Here is an 18,959-nt window from a genome sequence, read left to right on the forward strand (position 1 = left end):
CCCTGAAACGCAAAAACGCGGCGCAGGAATAATTTTCCAACACCGCGTGAAAAATGAACGCCATTCATTAAACAGAGGGAGATTTTCCCTCAGGCATCCTGTTTTGGTTCGGCCTTCTGAAAGGCTTCCAGCTGGTCAGCTTCTTTGACGATGGCATTGATGCGCGTCAGGTGAGAGCGGTCCACGCCCCAGCGATCCGCATTGTAGACCTGCGGAATGAGGCAGATATCGGCCAGCCCCACTTGATCTCCGTGACAGAACTTGCCGCTCTGCCCGTCCGCCAGCAACTCTTCAAAGGCGTTGAGGCCCTTCGCGATGAACTCACGCATCCAGTTGACTTTGACCTGATCGTCTCCGCCAGACAGTTCCACGATGCGCTGAACCACACCCAGATTACAGACCGGGTGGATGTCCATGGCGATGGCATGGGACAGCGTGCGCACGCGGGCCCGTTCGCGGGCGGTGGCAGGCATCAGGGCAGGGGATGGGTGCAGCTCATCCAGATACTCTATAATGGCGAGAGACTGAGTCATCATATCGCCGTCCAGATCCAGTGATGGCACAAAGCCTTGCGGGTTGCGTTTGAGGTTGTCCGCGTCTTTCTGCTCGCCCTTGAGCAGATTGACGGTCACCATATCATAGCTGAGGCCTTTCAGGTTCAGCGCAATACGCACCCGATAGCTCGCAGAAGAGCGCCAGTAATCATATAAAGTAATATTGCTCATCGTATTGGCGCCCCCTCCCAGAGCTCAATTCTCTATCTTGCGCGGAACCCTTTGCCAGAACGCTCTCTCACGTTTCAAAGGTTCCACTTCAGGACCCGTTGGCTGCCTCGGCGCTCATATCCCCAATGAGCGCTTCTGCGTTTTTCTGCACCTTTTCCATCAGGGTCAGAAGAACCGCCTGTTCTTCTGCGGAAAGGTTCTCAGTCAACGCAGCTTCCACATCTCGGACCAACGGAATGACATCATTGAAAACGGCAAGACCTTTTTCGGTCAGACGCAGCACGGACTTGCGGCGATCCTCTCCGTCAATATCGCGGCGCAGGAACTCCTTTTTGCGAAGGGCCTGAACAGCGCGGCTGACATTCACCTTGTCCATACTGGAGCGCTCAACAATCTCTGAAGCAGACAGCGCCTGATTGCGACCCAGGATCGCCATGGTGCGCCACTCAGATACGCTGAGGCCATACCGTTCCCGATAAACACTTGAGACAGCAGTACTAACGGCTGTGCCAAAAACACGAACCTTGTAGGGAAAGAACGACCCAAGCTGGAAGTCTTCCTTATCCATCGTGTTATTCGCAGTCACCATCATCACGTCTCGTTGGTTTAAAATGAAACTATTGCACATAGATACTTGCACAAATATCCTGATAGTATCAATTGCAACTATATGTCAAGACCATCAAACGGCTCACTGATATATATCCCAAAGTAGAATAATCAGCTATTTTTAGCCATTTTGCAGCATTTTAGCCCGCATTCTTACGCTTAGGGAATTTGTTTTGGCGGAAAATGTTATTGACAAAGTTACAAGTGAAACTATTCTGAGATTAGATAAATTACAGATTGCCTGAGTCTGGGAGGACTTTGCTGCGATCTTCAATTGCCAAGGATGTGTTATGACGAGTTGGATCGAGAGTGCGAATGCAGCGCACTGCCATTTCCCAATCCAGAATCTTCCCTACGGTGTGTTTGCCAAAAACGGTGAAGAGCCACGGTGTGGCGTTGCGATCGGGGACATGGTTGTTGACATGGCTGTGCTGGAATCCGCCGGTCTTCTCAATGCAGGCGGTTCTGCCACCGTCTTCGACAAGCCAGCCCTCAATGACTTCATGGGTCTTGGCAAAGCGTCCTGGGACAGCGTGCGCGATCAGCTGACTGCTCTGCTTTCCAAAGATGGCAATGATGCTCTTTCCGGCAACGACATTCTGAAGGCAAAAGCGCTTGTGCCAATGAGCGCGGCGCAGATGTACCTGCCTTTCGCGGTTTCTGAATACACCGACTTTTACGCCGGCAAGCAGCATGCCATGAACATTGGTACCATCTTGCGCGGCGCTGAGAATGCACTACCACCAAACTGGTTGCATATCCCAATCGGATACAATGGCCGCGCCTCAACGGTCGTTGTATCCGGTACAGATATTAAGCGCCCACTGGGCCAGACCAAAGCCCCAACCGCTCAGGTGCCATCCTTCAAGGCTTGTGCACGCCTCGACATTGAACTGGAAATGGGCGCCGTTGTCGGCACGCCAAGCACCATGGGTCAGCCGATCACCGTGCAGGAAGCCGACGACATGATCTTCGGTTACGTTCTGCTCAATGATTGGTCCGCCCGTGACATTCAGGGCTGGGAATATCAGCCGCTTGGTCCGTTTCAGGCAAAAGCATTCGCGACCTCCATCAGCCCATGGGTTGTAACGAAGGCCGCTCTGGAATCCTTCCGCACCAGCACACCGGAGCGTGAAAAGGAACTTCTGCCTTATCTTAATGAGCCGGGTCCGATGATCTACGACATTGAGTTACAGGCCTACATGCAGCCGGAAGGCGCGGACAAAGCCACACTGCTCTGCCACACCAACTACAACCGCATGTACTACTCTGCGGCGCAGCAGCTGACACACCATGCCATTGGCGGCTGTAAAATGAACACGGGCGACCTGCTCGGCTCTGGTACCATCTCCGGCGCAGACAAGGCTGAGTTTGGTTCCCTGATGGAACTCACATGGGGTGGCAAAGAGCCAATCACTCTGGACAGCGGCGAAAGCCGTACGTTCATCGAGGATGGCGACACCCTGACGCTGACAGGCTGGGCGCAGGGCGATGGCTTCCGCATCGGCTTCGGCGAATGCACCGGCAAAATTCTGCCAGCTCCAGATTTCAAAGCTTAATTTAGGATAGTGACGATGGCTAAAGCATTTGCATCCAGTGGCGACATGGAAGCCAAAAAGATCTCCTTCACCGAAGTTGGACGCGATCTGTACGCGTTCACCGCTGAAGGTGATCCAAACACCGGCGTTATCATTGGTGATGACAGCGTCATGGTGGTTGATGCGCAGGCAACTCCTGTCATGGCTCAGCTCGTGGTTGATAAAATCCGCGAAGTCACTGACAAGCCAATCAAATACGTAACCCTGACCCACTACCATGCCGTGCGCGTGCTGGGCGCTTCCGGTTACGGCGCCTCCGAAATCATTGCTTCTGAAAAATGTGAGGGCATGATTTATGAGCGCGGTCAGGAAGACTGGGACTCCGAGTACGGTCGTTTCCCGCGTCTGTTCTCTGCAGCGGATTCCATTCCGGGCCTTACTTGGCCAACCATGACCTTCAAGAACCGCATGACCATCAACATGGGCAAGCGCAAGGTTGAGCTGATGCATCTGGGCCGTGCCCACACCGCTGGCGACATTGTTGCATGGGTTCCGGACGAAGGCGTGATGTTTACCGGTGATATTGTTGAGTACCACTCCGCTTGTTACTGCGGTGACGGTCATTTCAAAGACTGGGGCAACACCCTCGACGCGATCAAAGCCTACAATCCAGATGCAATTGCACCAGGCCGTGGTGATGCGCTTGTGGGCAAAGAGATGGTCAACAAAGCCATTGAGAACACTCGCGACTTTGTTGAGAGCACCTATAAACCAGCCGCCCGCGTGGCAGTACGAGGCGGCACGCTAAAAGAAGCATGGGACGCAGTGCGTGCAGAATGCGATCCGAAATTCGCTGACTACGCAATCTACGAGCATTGTCTGCCATTCAATGTCGCACGCGCTTTTGACGAAGCCCGCGGCATTGAAACACCACGTATTTGGACTGCAGAGCGCGACCGCGAAATGTGGGCAGCATTGCAGGGCTAATATGAAGGGACTTAAGCCAGCTGACAGCGCTTGGCCTGTCAACGAAGCTTAAGTCCAACCCACTTGGGAGCCTTGAGGAACAGAGTAAATCCATAACAGAGATTGGATCTTTCCTTCGCAGAACAATTCTTACTCTGTTTGTGAACGATCGATACTGCTGGCTCCCAACATTGACGAAAAACCTCGCAGGCGAAAGCCGCCCCATATGCGTCAGAGCGCCGGATGGCCCCAAGTTCCAGCCGGCTCTCCAAAGTTGATTGATGTTTTGCCGGATGCTGGCTGAGGCATCACACTTGCTGGGAGGCAGCGTATGACGAAAAAAAAGATTTTCGAAGTTCCGCTATATCCATATGTCCGATCACCGGATCAGGATGCGGAAAAGGCAGTGCGCCATAAGGTTGTTGTGGTGGGAGCGGGCCCGATTGGTCTGGCCGCAGCAATTGAACTGGCCATGCAGGATATTGAAGTTGTTGTTGTCGATGACAACGACAAGGTGAGCTGGGGTTCTCGCGCGGTTTGTTATGCAAAGCGCCCGCTGGAAATCCTCGACCGTATCGGCTGTGGTGATCAGTTTGTCGACAAAGGCGTCCAGTGGAACGTGGGCAAGGTGTTCTTTGACGAGCGTCAGGTCTATCAGTTTGATCTGCTGCCGGAAGACGGTCACAAGCGTCCGGCTTTCATCAACCTGCAACAGTATTACTTTGAAGAGTATCTGGTTGACCGGGTTAAAGAACTTCAGGCACAGGGCAAGCCAATTGAGATCCGTGGCAACAACAAGGTTGTTTCCGTTGATCAGGGCAGCGACTTTGCAACTGTTGAGCTTGAAACACCGGAAGGCAACTACTCCGTTGAAGCGGACTGGGTGATCGCTTGTGACGGGGCTGCCTCTCCAATCCGTGCCATGATGGGTCTGGACTTTGTGGGCCGCATCTTTGAAGACAATTTCCTGATCGCCGATGTGGTTATGGAAGCAGACTTCCCGACAGAGCGCTGGTTCTGGTTCGACCCACCATTCAACCGCGGTCAGTCCGCTCTTCTTCATAAGCAGCCAGACAATGTGTGGCGCATCGACCTTCAGCTGGGCTGGGATGTCGACAAGGAAGAAGAGAAGAAGCCGGAAAACGTCATTCCGCGCCTGAAAGCTATGCTGGGCGAGGATGTAAACTTCGAGCTTGAGTGGGTTTCCATCTACACCTTCCAGTGCCGCCGTATGGAACAGTTCCGCAAAGGCCGTGTGATCTTTGCTGGTGACAGTGCCCACCAGGTGTCTCCGTTCGGTGCCCGTGGTGCAAACTCCGGCCTACAGGACACAGACAACCTGATCTGGAAGCTGAAACTGGTGATGGACGGCACTGCGCCAATGAGCCTGCTGGACACCTATGATGAAGAGCGTATCTACGCTGCGGATGAGAACATTTTGAACTCTTCCCGCTCCACCGACTTCATCACACCGAAATCTGCTATCAGCCGCGTGTTCCGCGATGCTGTTCTGGACCTCTCCGAGGCTGCTGAATTTGCACGTCCGCTGGTGAACTCCGGTCGTCTGTCCGTTCCGGCCACCTATGACGGATCTTCGCTGAACAGCGATGACTGTGCTGGCATGCCGGTGCGCTCCCGTCCGGGTTCTCCGGCAGCAGATGCACCAACGGCAAATGGCTGGTTGCTGGATCAGCTGGGCAACAAATTCCAGTTGCTGGCAATCAACGCGGATGTGCCGGACACTGTAGACGTTGGCGGCATCACCATCTCAGCGCTGCGTGTGAACGCGACAGATGAGATCAGGGATCGTTATCTGGGAGATAAGTCTTCCGCTGTTTATCTGATGCGCCCGGACCAGCACGTGGCTGCCCGTTGGGAAACCTATGACGGCGCAAACGTTGCGCAGGCTCTGAACCGCGCTATCGGCATTTTTGAGCAGGAGGCCGCACAATGAGCCATCTGAATACAAAAGCAAACATCGCCAAACCGGACGAGTTTTATCACGATCTTCTGGTTCTGCATGAAGGACGCTCTGAGAAGGAAAGCGAAGCGCTCAACGCCAAGCTGGTCCTCATCCTCGCCAATCACATTGGTGATGCAGATGTTCTTCGCGAAGCAATGGACCTGGCTGCCAACACACAGGGAGGAGGCGAGGCTTAATCGCCTCGGTTAGAGTCTTATGAAAATTGAGCAAATTCACCACGTTGCTTACCGCTGTAAAGACGCAAAAGAGACTGTTGAGTGGTACACCAAAAACCTCAACATGGACTTTGTGCTGGCGATTGCAGAGGACAAAGTTCCTTCCACACACGAACCTGACCCGTACATGCACCTGTTCCTTGATGCAGGCAACGGCAACGTGCTGGCGTTCTTTGAACTGCCAACAAAGCCGGAAATGGGCCGTGATGAGAACACACCAATCTGGGTGCAGCACATTGCATTCAAGGTGAAGGATCGCGAAACCCTGATTGCCTTTAAAGAGCAGTTGGAAGCCAACGGCATCGACGTGCTGGGTGTGACTGATCACTCCATCTTCCACTCCATCTACTTCTTCGATCCAAACGGACACCGCATCGAGCTGGCTTGTCCGGATCCAGCAGAAGAAGAGAAGTTGAAGCGTCTCGATGCTGTGAAGTGGGACATGCTGGAAGAGTGGAGCCGCACCAAGAAAGCGCCAAAACACGCTGACTGGCTGCACGCAAAAGAACTCGGCAAAGTCTAATTTTTTAAGACGACCTGCCTGAGGGGCGGGGACTGGGAGGTTCCCGTTCTTCATCTGACAAAATAATTTTATTGGCATCTTAAGGGAGGGAGCCATGGAATTCTTGAAGACGAAAGTTGCTCGCCGCACGCTGCTTGGCATGGCAACAGCTGCCATGTTGGCGCCAACTGCATTTGCAACTGCTGCATACGCTGAAACAAAGCTGGTTCTTTCCAGCTGGCTACCACCACGCCATCCGATTGTGGTCAACGCAATCAAGCCGTGGGCGAAAGAAGTTAAAAAAGTTACTGATGGCCGCGTGTCCGTGCGCGTTCTGGCAAAGCCAGCCGGCGCACCACCAGCCCACTTTGACATGGCTGCCGACGGTGTTGTCGACATCACCTACGGCCTGCACTCCTTCACCAAGGACAACCGCTTCCAGCGTTCCCGTATCGGTCAGTTCTCCTTCCTGGGTGATGACGCTGTTTCCGGTTCCAAAGCATTCTGGGATGTTTACGCAAACGATCTGGATGCACAGGCTGAGCACAAAGGCACCAAAGTTCTTGGTCTCTTCGTTCATGGCCCAGGCGTGTTCCATAACAACGTGCGCAAGCTGAACACTCCAGCTGACATCGAAGGCCTGAAGATCCGTGTTCCGGGCGGTTACATTGCTGATCTGGCAAGCGATCTGGGCGCATCTCCTTTGTTCATGCCATCCGGTGAAGTCTACGAGACCCTGTCTCGCGGCATCATCGACGGCGTGACCTTCACTTATGAAGCTCTGACAGCGTTCAAACTGCTGGATCACGTGAAGTACTCCATGCGCGTTCCTGGCGGCATCTACAACACCACATGGTTCCTCGTCATGAACGAAGGCAAATGGGGTGAGATCTCCGCTGAAGATCAGGCTGCAATCATGGCGATCTCCGGCGATGCGTTTGCTGAGCGCGTTGGTAAGGCATGGAACGGTGCTGACGAGAAAGCAATCGAGCGCATCAACAAAGCTGGCATCGAAATCTATGATGCATCTCCTGAAATGGTTGCGGCCATCAAGGAAAAAGCGGCTGCTTATGAGACCGAATGGGCAAAAGCAGTTGCAGAAGACGGCTTTGACGGCGCTGCTGCTCTTGACAAGTTCCGTAAATCTACAGGCGTAGAAAATTGATCGGGTCTAACAACAGGTCCGGGGGCGCATCGCGGGTGCGCTCCCTCGCCAACCTCATTGAGCTTGGCCTTGGAATATGTTGCGCGTTACTCCTCGCGGGTCTGACTGGCCTTACAGTCGTTGATGTGGTTGGCCGTTACTGGTTCAACGCTCCTGTTCGCGGTGCTTTCGAAATCACCCAGCTCATGCTTGGCGCTCTGGTTTTCGCAGCTCTTCCGCTGACAACCTCTCGTAAAGAACATGTTGAAGTGGACATGATCTACGGCATGGTTCCACCCGTCATGCAATCAGTGATGAAGGGCATAGCCTGGTCTGTCTCCACGGTCACTCTGGTGATCCTCTCCTGGCGACTGGCCGCTCATGCTGAACGCCTGATGGAAGATGGCGCTGTGACCAATGCTCTGGACATTCCACTGGCACCCCTTTCCTGGATCGCTGCTGTCTCTGCGCTGCTGAGCGCCTGTTACACCTTCGTATTCTTCAAAAAAGCATTCCGCAGAGGTTTTTAAAGTCATGTTTGAGTCCCTTCTCGGCTTTGCAGCTCTGCTCGTCCTCATTTTCCTGCGCGTGCCAATCGCGTTCGCCATGATCTTTGTCGGCGCCATCGGCTTTGCTGGATGCGCGGATGGTCCGCCACATGGTCCGTTGTCAGTACCGTTGGTTTTGAAACCAGCCTGTCTTACTCGCTTTCCGTTGTTCCACTGTTCATCCTCATGGGCAACCTGCTCACCATCTCCGGTGTCAGCCACGGCCTCTATGCTGCTGCAAACCGCCTGCTGGGCGGCGCGCGCGGAGGCCTTGCCATGGCATCAGTTGTGGCGTGTGGTGGTTTCTCTGCGGTTTGCGGATCGTCTCTGGCAACGGCTGCCACCATGTCCAAAGTGGCCATGCCCTCTATGCGCAAATACGGCTACGCGGACAGTCTTGCCTCTGGCTCCATCGCAGCTGGCGGCACCCTTGGCATTTTGATCCCGCCATCTGTGGTGATGATCATCTACGGCCTGCTGACAGAATCCGACATCGGCAAGCTGTTCATCGCGGGTGTTATTCCGGGCATTCTGGGACTCTTGCTCTATATCGGCGCCATCTACGTCGCCACGCTACTCAACCCGTCTCTCGCTCCCAAGGCTGAAGGTGTTGAACCGTTCAGCAAAAAGGAACAGCTTGGTGTCTTCGCCGTGCTTGGCCTGTTTGCTGTGATCATGGTGGGTATTTACGGCGGTTTCTTCACCCCGACTGAAGCAGCTGGCATCGGCGCTGGTACGTCGTTCCTGATCGCGCTGCTCATGGGCGGCATGACCATAAAAAACCTCTACCACGCCATGCTGGAGAGTGCCCGCACCACGGCCATGATCTTCATGATCATCATCGGCGCGGAAGTGTTTTCCAACTTCGTCAACTTTGCAGGCCTGCCGGATACGCTGGCAGAATGGGTGCTGGACCTTGAGCTGAATGCCTACATGGTGATCCTCGGTATTGTGCTCATCTACATCGTGCTGGGCTGTGTGTTGGAAAGCCTCTCCATGATCCTGCTGACCGTGCCGGTGTTCTACCCGCTCATTCTGGAGCTGGATTTCGGCCACGAAATGCTGGCAGATCCGGAAGCTGTACTGATCTGGTTTGCCGTAATCGTTGTGGTGGTGACGGAGATCAGTCTGATTTCACCTCCCGTTGGCCTCAACGTGTTCGTGCTGCGCAACGTGCTGCAGGATGTGAAACTCTCCACCATCTTCAAGGGCGTGTTCCCGTTCTGGGTTTCCGACCTTGTCCGCCTCGCGCTGCTGATCGCGGTCCCCGGCTTCTCACTTTGGCTTGTTGGAGCCATGTAGGTCTGAGGGATCTTTGATCATCGCAAAGGGGAGGGCATCAGCTCTCCCTTTTTGCTTTGAGGATCGAGCGGCTCAAAGAATTTCATCGAACCACTTCACTCATCTCGCATCCTAACAATCCCAAGAACGGGCAATTAACCCGCAAGGCCCATAGTACCCGCAACCATAATAAGGCTGAGGGTTTCATGGCTCCTAACATCGCCATTATCGGGGCTGGCCCAACCGGGCTCACAGCAGCGATTGAACTCAAGCGTCGCGGTATCATTCCATCTTTGTTTGAAGCGCGAAACTGTCTGGGCGGACAGTGGGCCTATGAGGTCCTCACCGACGAGCCGGTCGACGTTCGCGATCCGCAGAGCCAAAGCGTCTACTCGGCCATGTACCCCAAATTGCGCGCCAACCTGCCCAAACGCGCCATGCAGATCAGCGACTATAAACTGCCGGAAGAGCTGGAGCTGTTTCCGGGCCGCGTTCAGGTGCTGGACTACATCGACGCCACCGCCAAAGCCGCCGGCATCTCAAACCTCATCGAGTTCAACACGCCAGTGCAACACGTAGAAAAAGCTGGCGATGGCTGGCGTGTGACCACGGAAGGCACCCAACGGATCTTCACCCATGTAATCGTGGCGACGGGCAAGGACAGCTACCCGAATATAGCCAAGATTGACGGATTGGAGAGTTTTGAGGGCTCCGTCACCCACTCCCAGTCCTACCGTCTGCCGAACCTTTATGAGGGCAAGCGCGTTGCTCTGATCGGCGCTTGCGTTTCCTCCGAAGACATCTCTTTGGACCTGAGTCCGCACGCCGAGCAGGTCTACATCTGCGGCACATTTCCTCCCAACGGACACAAGTGCTATGTGCGCAATGGCCTTTATGGGCAGAGCCTCAACATCAGCCAGCATGACCGGCCCGCACGCGTGGAAGGCAAGAACATCTACCTACAAAACGGTGAGGTGCTCTATGACGTCGATGCCATCATCCTGTGCACCGGCTACATCTACGACTTCCCGTTTCTGAAGGGCTCCCTGAACGACATTGAGCTGAGCGGTTGCTCCATCGGCCCGCTTTACCTCAACATGTTCTATCCATCCGACCCAACACTCATTTTCCTCGGCCTGCCACGCTTTACGGTGCACTTTGCCAGCATCCAATTGCAGAGCGTCTACTGCGCCAAAATCCTGAGTGGGGAGTTGGAGCTGCCTCCGATTGAGGAGATTAAAGCAGAAGTCGCCAATGGCGGCTGCGTGCTGCAAAAAGATCCGGCCAATTTGGAGGAATACCACAACAGCGTGTTCGAATGCTTTGCGCGCCTGAGTGATATGACCGGCGAGCCTCATCTGGATTGGAAAGGCTTTTTGAACACGCTGAACGACCATAAACGTCACTATCAGCAGGATTATCGCCAGTATCCTTTCACATATGACCTGAAAGAGTAGAACGCACCTCTCCAAAAATCTCCTCTTGCCTTTATGCGATTCATATACGATATGTATATTAAACGTATAAGGAGCCTTTCCATGGGCATTGTCAAAATCTCTGATGACCTGCACGAGGAAATCAGAAAAGCGAGCACCGTCATGTCTCGCTCCATCAACGCACAGGCAGAGTTCTGGATCAAAATGGGTATGCTTGCCGAGCTGAACCCAACCCTGACTTATTCTGAGCTGGTGCAACAGCAACTGAAAGCCTGCAAACTCGCCCCGCCTGAGGTGATTGAGACATGAGCGCGATTATCATCAAAAACGCCGATGAAATCGACCTGATGCGTCAATCCGGCAAGCTGCTGGCTCAGGTCTTCAAAATGCTGGAAGATGTTGTAAAGCCCGGTGTTTCCACGCTGGAGATCAACGATCGCGTTGAGGATTACATCGTCAACGAGCTGCAAGCCCGCCCAGCTAGCAAAGGCCAATACGGCTACAAGTTCGCGCTCAACTCTTCCATCAACGAGGTGGTCTGTCACGGCATCCCGGATAAGAACCGCAAGCTGAAAGCCTCAGACATCATCAACGTTGATATCACATTGGAGAAAGACGGCTTCATCGCAGATTCCAGCAGTACCTTTGTGATGCCCGGCGCCTCTCGCAAAACGCAGAAGCTGGTCAAAACCACCTACAAAGCCATGTGGGCTGGCATCAAAGAAGTACGCCCCGGTGCGAGACTGGGGGATGTAGGCGCCGCCATTCAGCAGACCGCAGAAAAAGCAGGCTACTCCGTGGTTCGCGACTACTGCGGCCACGGCATTGGCCGCGACATGCACGAAGGCCCATCCGTCATGCACTTCGGCAAACGCGGCACCGGAACCCTGCTCAAGGAAGGCATGACCTTCACCATCGAGCCCATGATCAACGCAGGCACTGAACTCACCGTGACCAAAGAAGACGGCTGGACCGTAGAAACCCTCGACCGCCAACTCTCCGCCCAATGGGAACACACCGTGCTGGTCACAGCCGATGGTTTCGAGGTGCTCACATTGCGGGAAGGGGAGAAGGTGCCGGGGTAGGGGACCTGAGGCTCTCGCCTCTTCTCACCTAATGCCGATACCGTTCCTCAGCTTCGTAATAGGCATCGAAGCCGACGGCTTTTTGCAGGTCTTCGAAGCTCATGGCTGGCTCGGGGAAGATGCCTTGCTTCATTTGAGACAAAGCATCCTGTTGAGCCTTGATCATGGCCATGAGGCCGGTGAAGGGGTAGGTGGAGATGGCGTAGCCCAGCTCTTGCAGTTCAGCAGGCTGAAGGAACGGGGTGAGCCCGCCTTCCAGCATGTTTGCCATTTTTGGACCCTCCACCTCATCGCAGTAACGCTTCATTTCTTCAACGGTTCGCGGTGCTTCCACGAAGGTCATGTCCGCGCCGATCTCTCGGAAGGTTTTGGCGCGCGCAATGGCTTCATCCAGACCATGTTCAGCGCGGGCATCTGTGCGAGCAAGGATGAGAATGTCGGCACCTTCATTTTTGGCATCAACCGCAGCCCGGATGCGCATGAACGCCTCATCCCGTTCCACCACGTGCTTGCCCTTTGTGTGACCGCAGCGTTTGGGCGCAACCTGATCTTCAATCATTACGCAGGCCATGCCTGCACTGGCATAGCTTTAACCGTGCGTTTGACGTTGAGCGCGTTGCCGTAACCCGTATCTCCATCTCCAATCACCGGAATGCTGGTTGCAGAGGCGATGTTGCGGGCCTGATCAACCATCTCGGCATAGGAGATGAGGCCAGCATCGGGTTGCCCAAGGCGGGAGGCAGAAACACCAAAGCCGCTCATGAAAGCAAGAGGAAAACCTGCCTGCTCAATCAAGCGAGCGGAAAGGGCATTCCAGCAGCAAGGGGTTACATTCAGTTCGCCGCTCTCAAACAGAGCCTTGAGTACCTGTGCTTTTGACATGGTTGAGCTCCCCAGTTCCTAGGTGTTGTAAGGGATATACAGGGCAAGCCCTTGCCAAAAGTAAAGCAAGGCCGCTGTTGCCAGCATCATCAGCGCAAACGGCCATGCACCCTTGGCAACCTCTGACAGTTTTGCGCCCCCAACGGCTTGAATGATAAAGAGGTTCATTCCCACCGGCGGTGTGATCAGCGCAGTCTCAATCAGCACCACGAAGAAGATGCCGAACCAGATCGGGTCGATGAACATGCCTTCCAGAGCCGGGAACAACACGGGCACCATAATCAGCAACATGCTGAGGGATTCCAGGAAGAACCCGACAATCAGCAGCACCAGACCAACGGCAAGAATGAACATGCCGGGCTCAGAAATGTTGGAGGTGAGCAGTGTGGAGATATCCTGCGGCAGGCGGTAAAGCGTGATCGCGTAGGAGAAAACCTTGGCCCCTGCAATGATGAGGAACACCATGGTGGTGGTCTTCATGGACTTATAGGTGGCTTCCTTCATCTTCTCCAAGTTCATGCGCCCCATGGCGAATGTGATGATGAGCGCCATAACAAAGCCGATGCCTGCGCTTTCAGAAGGTGTGGCGATGCCCATGTAGATGGAACCGATGATGGACGCAGCAAGCAACAGAGTTGGCAGCGCCATGAAAGTTGCCCGGCGGCGCTCCTCCCAACTCGCCTTTTCCACCCGCTCATAATTGCTGTTAAAGCGGGAGTAGAGCATGCCGTAGACGATGAAGACACTGGCAAGGAACAGGCCCGGCCCGATCCCCGCAAGGAAGAGTTTCGGGATTGAGGTTTCTGTCACGATGCCATAGAGGATCAACGGAATAGACGGCGGTATAAGAATACCCAGCGTGCCACCAGCGGCCAGCATGCCCAGCACAAACGGGCGCTCATAACCGCGAGAAGTCATCTCGGGGATCGCTACTGTTGCAATGGTCGCTGCGGTGGCAACAGAAGAGCCGGAAACGGCAGAAAACAGGCCGCAAGACAGAATGGTCGCTACGCCGAGCCCACCCGGCCAATGCCCGACCCAGCTTTGCACGGCCGCAAACAGATCTTTGCCGACACCGCCCTTCAGCAGCACGTTGGACATAAGCAGGAACATGGGCACGGCCAGCAGCTCGAAACTGTCCATGGAGCCATAAAGGCGCTGCGGTACGGCGTTGAGCGGCAGCGGAAAATACCAGAGCAGGAAGACACCGAGCGAACCAAGCGCGAATGCGACAGGAACGCGGAAAACCAAAAGCAGCAGCAGGGCTGCAAGAATGAGAAATGCAGTCATCTGTTGCCCCTAAATCTCGTGTTCCAGAGTGTCATCGGCTGGCACGCCATCGCGCCAGATCTTCACCGCTTCGGCCATGGCTTGCAGGCCGAGCAAGGCAAAACCTACCCAGACCGAGGCGTGGGTGAACCACTTGGGCAGGGCGAGATAGGTGTCTGTGGTGTGGCCGCGCAGCAGTGACTTGTACCAGAGACCATAGCCGTACCAGACAGCCGTGATGCAGAAGATCAGGATCACCAGAATAGAGAAGGTCTCGACCACCTTGCGCACCAGCGTATCCGGGCGGCGGAAGGCCACATCAATCACAATCATCTCACGGTGTTTGAGCGCAAAGGCGCCCGCCAGATAAGCTCCCCAGATCTGACCGATACGGGAAACTTCATCCACCCAAACGGTTGGGCTGTTGAAGACATATCGCGCGACGACTTCGTAACAGATGAAAAAACCAATTGCGAAAAACACCCAGGCAGCAAATTTGCCGGTGAATTCGGAGATGTAATCTATGAGCTTAATCACGGCTGAGCACCAAACGGATTTGCCGGAGAGCTGAACTGCACGGGCTGAAATGATCTCTGTGTGCAGCCGTCTCCCTCAAATAAAAGGGGATCCAACAGATTGGATGGGCAGAAAAGGAGCCAAACGGCTCCTTCTCCAGATTTAAAATGATGAAGGCAGGAGAGCCTTACATGCCCTTGGCAGCATCGATTGCCTGCTGTGCAACAGGGCCTGCTGCTTCCACAAAACGGTCCTGAACAGAAGCGGTTGCTTCTACCCATTTGGCACGTTCCTCATCGCTCAGGCGGATCACGTTGATCTTGTCCGCAACGCTTTCAACCAAGGCGTCTTCGCCAGAGTACACCTCTTCACGCAGCTGTTTTTCGACTACTGCAGCAGCATCCAGAATGATCTTCTGGTTCTCTTCAGAAAGGCTCTCGAAGAAGTCGTTGTTGATCACCGCAACAAACTCGATGGCGAAGTCATAGGAGAGCGTCATGTTCTCCATCACTTCATAAAGCTTGCGGCTGGTAACGCCGGAAGTGCCAGTCATGCCCACATCAACAGCGCCCTGTTGGTACGCGAGGAACTGCTTGGAACCGGACATCAGTGTTGGGGCACCGCCCAGAGCTTCCACTGTCCAACCCAGAACTTTGCCGTAAGTTCGAACTTTCTGACCTTTAATGTCTTCCGGTGTTCTGATCGGATCGCCATTGTTCAGATAGATGTTACGGCCATAAGCCTGCCACCACAGAACGCGGGCACCGGTTTCTTCCAGAACCGCTTTATCGAGAATCTCACGCATTGGAGATCCGTTGGCAGCAGCAGCGCGAAGGTGTGCTTCATCGCGGAAGAAGAACGGCAGGTTTACGATCTCAACGGCCGGAACAGACCCGGCGAAGCGGCCAAGAAATGCTGAACCAGCTTCAATTGCGCCAGAACCAACAGCTTCTGGCACTTCCTTATCCTTAAACAGCTGAGCAGACGGGAAGAGCTGAAGCTCAGTTCGCCATTGGACTTCTCTTCAATGATTTTCTTAAAGGCGTTCCAGTTCTTGCCCAGACTGTGGGTCTCAGGCAGCTGCAAAGTAACGCGAATTGTTTCAGCAGCCATTGCAGTGACGCTGGTTAAAGAAAGCGCGGCAGCGCCCAGCATTGAAATCAGTTTTACTCTCATTGGTGTCCCTCTCCCAAAACAAATTCACTGAAATATGAGATATATTAGAGAGTGTTTTTTGAAGAAGTACAGGCCGTTATTGCTGAGAAAATGTAATTATATTGTCTAGATCTCTTCCATAACGCAACTTTGCATCGGCTCTGCATGTGATCCGCGCCTTTAGAAAAGACGTAGCGGACCGTTACGTCTCTCTGGAAATTTTGCGAGAACTGAATCTTGGTGAGAGACGTGAAAATCACGTTGCGGGCAAGACGAAATATTTCGGTGAAATGAAACAAAATTAGCCAGAGTTATGAACATTCCGCGTGCGGCACGCCGATTGAGGCTCTCATCTATCAGCCTCTCAGTAGCCTTTTGCCCTTGATTTTATGGAGATGAAGCCTTCTGGCGCACGTGCTTATCTAGCCTGTGTTTGGACTGCGCATTGTGACCACCTGAAAGAGTTGGGGCTAATCATACAGGGCCTGTTTTGCCGGATCAGGGGTTCCAGAACAGCAATGCCATTGGGTTCATCAGTCTGTACCAATAGGATGCTACCTCACCTTGAACTGGGTGTGTCGGCGGGAAGGGCGATTTCGTGGGTAAAGTTATGGTACTGGGCGGCGACGGTTTTTGCGGCTGGCCTACGAGTCTTTTGTTCTCCAGCCTTGGCCATGATGTCATCATCGTCGACAATCTGTCCCACCGCAAAATTGATGTTGAGCTTGAGGTCACCTCGCTCACGCCTATCCAGCCGATCAGTGAGCGACTGGCGACCTGGGAGGAGCTGACGGGCAAATCAATCCGCTTTGCCAACATCACGCTCGGCGTGGATTACGACCGTTTTTTGCAGCTGCTGAAAACGGAAAAGCCGGATGCCATCATCCACTTTGCGGAACAGCGGGCTGCGCCGTACTCCATGAAATCCTCATGGCATCGGCGCTATACGGTCTCCAACAATCTCAACGCCACCAACGATGTGCTGTCCGCGATAGTGGAAGCGGAACTGGACCCGCATCTGGTACATCTGGGCACCATGGGGGTGTACGGCTATAGCACCGTGGGCTGTGAAATCCCAGAGGGGTACTTGCGCGTTCATCTGGATGTGAACGGGGATCTACGGGAGCAGGAGATCCTTTATCCCACAAGCCCGGGCTCCATCTACCACATGACCAAGTCACAGGATCAGCTGTTCTTCCAGTTCTATGCCAAGAACTATGGACTGCGGATTACGGACCTGCATCAAGGTATTGTCTGGGGCACACAGACCGAACAGACTTCCCTGGATGAACGTCTGATCAACCGGTTCGATTACGATGGCGACTATGGCACTGTCCTCAATCGGTTCCTCATGCAAGGCGCAATTGGATATCCGCTGACGGTGCATGGAACGGGTGGGCAGAAGCGGGCATTTATCCATATTCAGGATACCGTTCGCTGTGTTCAGCTGGCGGTCGAAAATCCACCTGAACGGGGAGAGCGGGTCAAAATTCTCAACCAGATGACCGAGGTGCACCGGGTAAAAGATCTGGCCGAGATGGTCGCTCAAATGACCGATGTGGAGATCGCGTATCTGGATAATCCCCGCAAGGAAGCAGCTGAAAATGACCTGATGGTGGCCAATCATCAGTTTCTGGAAATGGGACTAAAGCCGATCACGCTCAGCGACCGATTGCTTGAGGAAGTGACTGAGATAGCGCGGAAATACTCTGATCGCTGTGACACCACCAAGATCCCCTGCCTGTCTCTCTGGTAGCTCTGCAGGGATTGGTTGATGAAGATCGTTATCGTCTCCGATGCCTGGCATCCCCAAATCAACGGCGTTGTCCGCGTTTTGGGCATTACACGCCGTGAACTCACGGCGCTGGGACATGAGGTCATCCTGATCACGCCGGATCAGTTCCACCAGATGCCGTTGCCAACCTATCCCGATATCAAGCTAGCGCTGTTTCCCTATTACAAGCTCTCCAAGATGCTGCGGGCGCTGAAGCCGGATGCGCTGCACGTGATGACAGAGGGGCCACTGGGGTGGGCGGCGCGGAAATATTGCCGGCGCAACGGGCATAAGTTCACCAGTTCATGGCTCTCCAAGTTCCCCGAGTATGCTTCCATGCGCACAGGCTTGCCAACCGCATGGTTTTATAAGTGGCTGATAGCCTTTCACAATCAGGCCGCCCAGACCATGGTCACCACGCAGACAATGGTGGAGGCAGCCCGCACTATCGGCATCAGGCGGGTGGTGCGTTGGCAACGAGGTGTGGAGCTGAAGAACTTTCGGCCCATTCCTTCTGAGGTGTTTGCGGACTATCCCAAACCGGTGATGCTTTATGTGGGGCGGATTGCGCCGGAGAAAAATCTGGAGGCCTTTCTGGACCTCAACCTTCCAGGCACCAAGGTTTTGGTAGGAGATGGGCCTGATCTCGCTTCTCTTTCCAAGAATTATCCAGATGCGGTGTTCACGGGCGCGAAGACGGGAGACGATCTAATTGAAGCGTATTGCGGGGCTGATGTGATGGTGTTTCCGTCCAAAACGGACACATTCGGGCTCGTCAATCTGGAAGCGATGGCCTGTGGTATCCCCGTGGCAGCTTACCCCGTGACGGGCCCGAAAGACATCATTGGCGATGCTCCAGTCGGCGCGACTGATGAGAATCTGGCCATTGCCATCAAACGGGCTTTGCCAATGAAATCAGAGGATTGCATTGCTCACGCCAAAACCTTTTCGTGGGAACGGTCCGTGCAGGATTTTCTGGCAAACCTCGTGAGCTTCTCTGAAAAGCAGCCTCATGAGACTAAGGATGTCCTCACATCATCCGCTCGTAAAGATCAAACATAATCCAGAGCGTACCACCAACCATCAGGAAGATGAGAACACCGGCAAAACTCATGGCCAGCACGTTCTCAATGGGCGTTCTGCTGTCGATGCCGAGGAAGTAATGCAGGTGCACGCCCACCTGCACCAGCGCGCACAGGGCGATGATGCCGAAGGTCAGCTCAACCGGGAAGGCCATGGTCCAGACGGCGGCGAAGGGGATCAGGGTGAGCGCCAGGGCGAGGATAAAACCGGTGATCAGCCTCTTTGCACTGTGAGATTGCGGGTGCAT

Annotated in this window: 21 protein-coding genes and 1 pseudogene; 13 read left to right on the plus strand and 9 right to left on the minus strand. The window is 54.2% G+C overall.

Going from position 1 to position 18,959, the window contains the following annotated elements:
* Positions 1-89: 89 nt before the first annotated feature.
* Both maiA and JCM12308_RS11845 read right to left on the minus strand, forming a co-directional pair.
* Positions 90-725 (minus strand): maleylacetoacetate isomerase, encoded by a 636-nt coding sequence (gene maiA, locus JCM12308_RS11840; RefSeq protein WP_054783859.1) that lies wholly within the window; start codon positions 723-725, stop codon positions 90-92.
* A gap of 88 nt (positions 726-813) precedes the next feature.
* Complete coding sequence (locus JCM12308_RS11845) at positions 814-1,314, minus strand: MarR family winged helix-turn-helix transcriptional regulator (protein ID WP_164845297.1); 501 nt, start codon at positions 1,312-1,314, stop codon at positions 814-816.
* A gap of 310 nt (positions 1,315-1,624) precedes the next feature.
* Between JCM12308_RS11845 and fahA the strand changes: the two genes are divergently transcribed.
* The 11 genes and pseudogenes from fahA (at position 1,625) to map (ending at position 12,033) form a co-directional block, all read left to right on the plus strand.
* Positions 1,625-2,893, plus strand: coding sequence for a fumarylacetoacetase (gene fahA / locus JCM12308_RS11850; protein WP_014290457.1), 1,269 nt, complete (start codon positions 1,625-1,627; stop codon positions 2,891-2,893).
* A 15-nt stretch (positions 2,894-2,908) separates the two neighbouring features.
* Complete coding sequence (locus JCM12308_RS11855) at positions 2,909-3,859, plus strand: MBL fold metallo-hydrolase (protein ID WP_008550826.1); 951 nt, start codon at positions 2,909-2,911, stop codon at positions 3,857-3,859.
* Between the two features lie 310 nt (positions 3,860-4,169).
* Positions 4,170-5,792: an FAD-dependent oxidoreductase gene (locus tag JCM12308_RS11860; RefSeq protein ID WP_054783860.1), complete on the plus strand. Its 1,623-nt coding sequence runs from the start codon at positions 4,170-4,172 to the stop codon at positions 5,790-5,792.
* Positions 5,789-5,998: a DUF2783 domain-containing protein gene (locus tag JCM12308_RS11865; RefSeq protein WP_014290459.1), complete on the plus strand. Its 210-nt coding sequence runs from the start codon at positions 5,789-5,791 to the stop codon at positions 5,996-5,998. The genes JCM12308_RS11860 and JCM12308_RS11865 overlap by 4 nt, the downstream gene beginning before the upstream one ends.
* A gap of 19 nt (positions 5,999-6,017) precedes the next feature.
* Entirely contained in the window at positions 6,018-6,560 is a 543-nt protein-coding gene (locus tag JCM12308_RS11870; protein WP_054783861.1) for a VOC family protein, read from the plus strand.
* A gap of 94 nt (positions 6,561-6,654) precedes the next feature.
* Complete coding sequence (locus JCM12308_RS11875) at positions 6,655-7,704, plus strand: TRAP transporter substrate-binding protein (protein ID WP_008551120.1); 1,050 nt, start codon at positions 6,655-6,657, stop codon at positions 7,702-7,704.
* A 35-nt stretch (positions 7,705-7,739) separates the two neighbouring features.
* A complete protein-coding gene (locus JCM12308_RS11880; protein WP_008550866.1) occupies positions 7,740-8,213 on the plus strand; it encodes a TRAP transporter small permease in 474 nt (157 codons plus the stop codon).
* A 4-nt stretch (positions 8,214-8,217) separates the two neighbouring features.
* Positions 8,218-9,533: pseudogene (locus JCM12308_RS11885) on the plus strand (TRAP transporter large permease).
* Positions 9,534-9,718: 185 nt separating this feature from the next.
* On the plus strand, positions 9,719-10,969 hold the full coding sequence (locus JCM12308_RS11890) for an NAD(P)-binding domain-containing protein (protein WP_054783862.1): 1,251 nt from the start codon (positions 9,719-9,721) through the stop codon (positions 10,967-10,969).
* A gap of 81 nt (positions 10,970-11,050) precedes the next feature.
* A complete protein-coding gene (locus JCM12308_RS11895; RefSeq protein WP_008551251.1) occupies positions 11,051-11,257 on the plus strand; it encodes a ParD-like family protein in 207 nt (68 codons plus the stop codon).
* A complete protein-coding gene (gene map / locus JCM12308_RS11900) occupies positions 11,254-12,033 on the plus strand; it encodes a type I methionyl aminopeptidase (protein WP_054783863.1) in 780 nt (259 codons plus the stop codon). The genes JCM12308_RS11895 and map overlap by 4 nt, the downstream gene beginning before the upstream one ends.
* 28 nt (positions 12,034-12,061) lie before the next feature.
* On the opposite strand, the gene JCM12308_RS32260 is transcribed toward map, so the two are convergent.
* The 6 genes from JCM12308_RS32260 to JCM12308_RS29730 form a co-directional block, all read right to left on the minus strand.
* Entirely contained in the window at positions 12,062-12,592 is a 531-nt protein-coding gene (locus JCM12308_RS32260; RefSeq protein WP_208978491.1) for an isocitrate lyase/PEP mutase family protein, read from the minus strand.
* Positions 12,592-12,915 carry an isocitrate lyase/PEP mutase family protein gene (locus tag JCM12308_RS32265; protein ID WP_208978492.1) on the minus strand — a complete coding sequence of 108 codons (324 nt, stop codon included), beginning with the start codon at positions 12,913-12,915 and terminating at the stop codon, positions 12,592-12,594. The genes JCM12308_RS32260 and JCM12308_RS32265 overlap by 1 nt, the downstream gene beginning before the upstream one ends.
* An 18-nt stretch (positions 12,916-12,933) precedes the next feature.
* On the minus strand, positions 12,934-14,205 hold the full coding sequence (locus JCM12308_RS11910) for a TRAP transporter large permease (protein ID WP_008550816.1): 1,272 nt from the start codon (positions 14,203-14,205) through the stop codon (positions 12,934-12,936).
* Positions 14,206-14,214: 9 nt separating this feature from the next.
* A complete protein-coding gene (locus tag JCM12308_RS11915) occupies positions 14,215-14,721 on the minus strand; it encodes a TRAP transporter small permease (RefSeq protein ID WP_054783864.1) in 507 nt (168 codons plus the stop codon).
* Between the two features lie 166 nt (positions 14,722-14,887).
* The gene (gene dctP / locus JCM12308_RS11920) at positions 14,888-15,658 is read right to left on the minus strand and encodes a TRAP transporter substrate-binding protein DctP (protein WP_244271889.1); all 771 of its coding nucleotides are present in this window, start codon (positions 15,656-15,658) and stop codon (positions 14,888-14,890) included.
* Positions 15,568-15,876: a hypothetical protein gene (locus JCM12308_RS29730; RefSeq protein WP_208978493.1), complete on the minus strand. Its 309-nt coding sequence runs from the start codon at positions 15,874-15,876 to the stop codon at positions 15,568-15,570. Before JCM12308_RS29730 ends, dctP begins: the two co-directional genes overlap by 91 nt.
* Positions 15,877-16,465: 589 nt before the next feature.
* On the opposite strand from JCM12308_RS29730, the gene JCM12308_RS11925 reads away from it, so the two are divergent.
* The gene (locus JCM12308_RS11925) at positions 16,466-17,611 is read left to right on the plus strand and encodes an NAD-dependent epimerase/dehydratase family protein (RefSeq protein ID WP_054783865.1); all 1,146 of its coding nucleotides are present in this window, start codon (positions 16,466-16,468) and stop codon (positions 17,609-17,611) included.
* An 18-nt stretch (positions 17,612-17,629) separates the two neighbouring features.
* Entirely contained in the window at positions 17,630-18,691 is a 1,062-nt protein-coding gene (locus JCM12308_RS11930) for a glycosyltransferase family 4 protein (protein WP_054783866.1), read from the plus strand.
* Here the strand turns inward: JCM12308_RS11930 and cyoD are convergent.
* The gene (gene cyoD, locus JCM12308_RS11935; protein WP_008550819.1) at positions 18,660-18,959 is read right to left on the minus strand and encodes a cytochrome o ubiquinol oxidase subunit IV; all 300 of its coding nucleotides are present in this window, start codon (positions 18,957-18,959) and stop codon (positions 18,660-18,662) included. The genes JCM12308_RS11930 and cyoD overlap by 32 nt on opposite strands.

This window comes from Pseudovibrio denitrificans JCM 12308 (assembly GCF_001310815.1).
Classification (GTDB): Bacteria; Pseudomonadota; Alphaproteobacteria; order Rhizobiales; family Stappiaceae; genus Pseudovibrio; species Pseudovibrio denitrificans.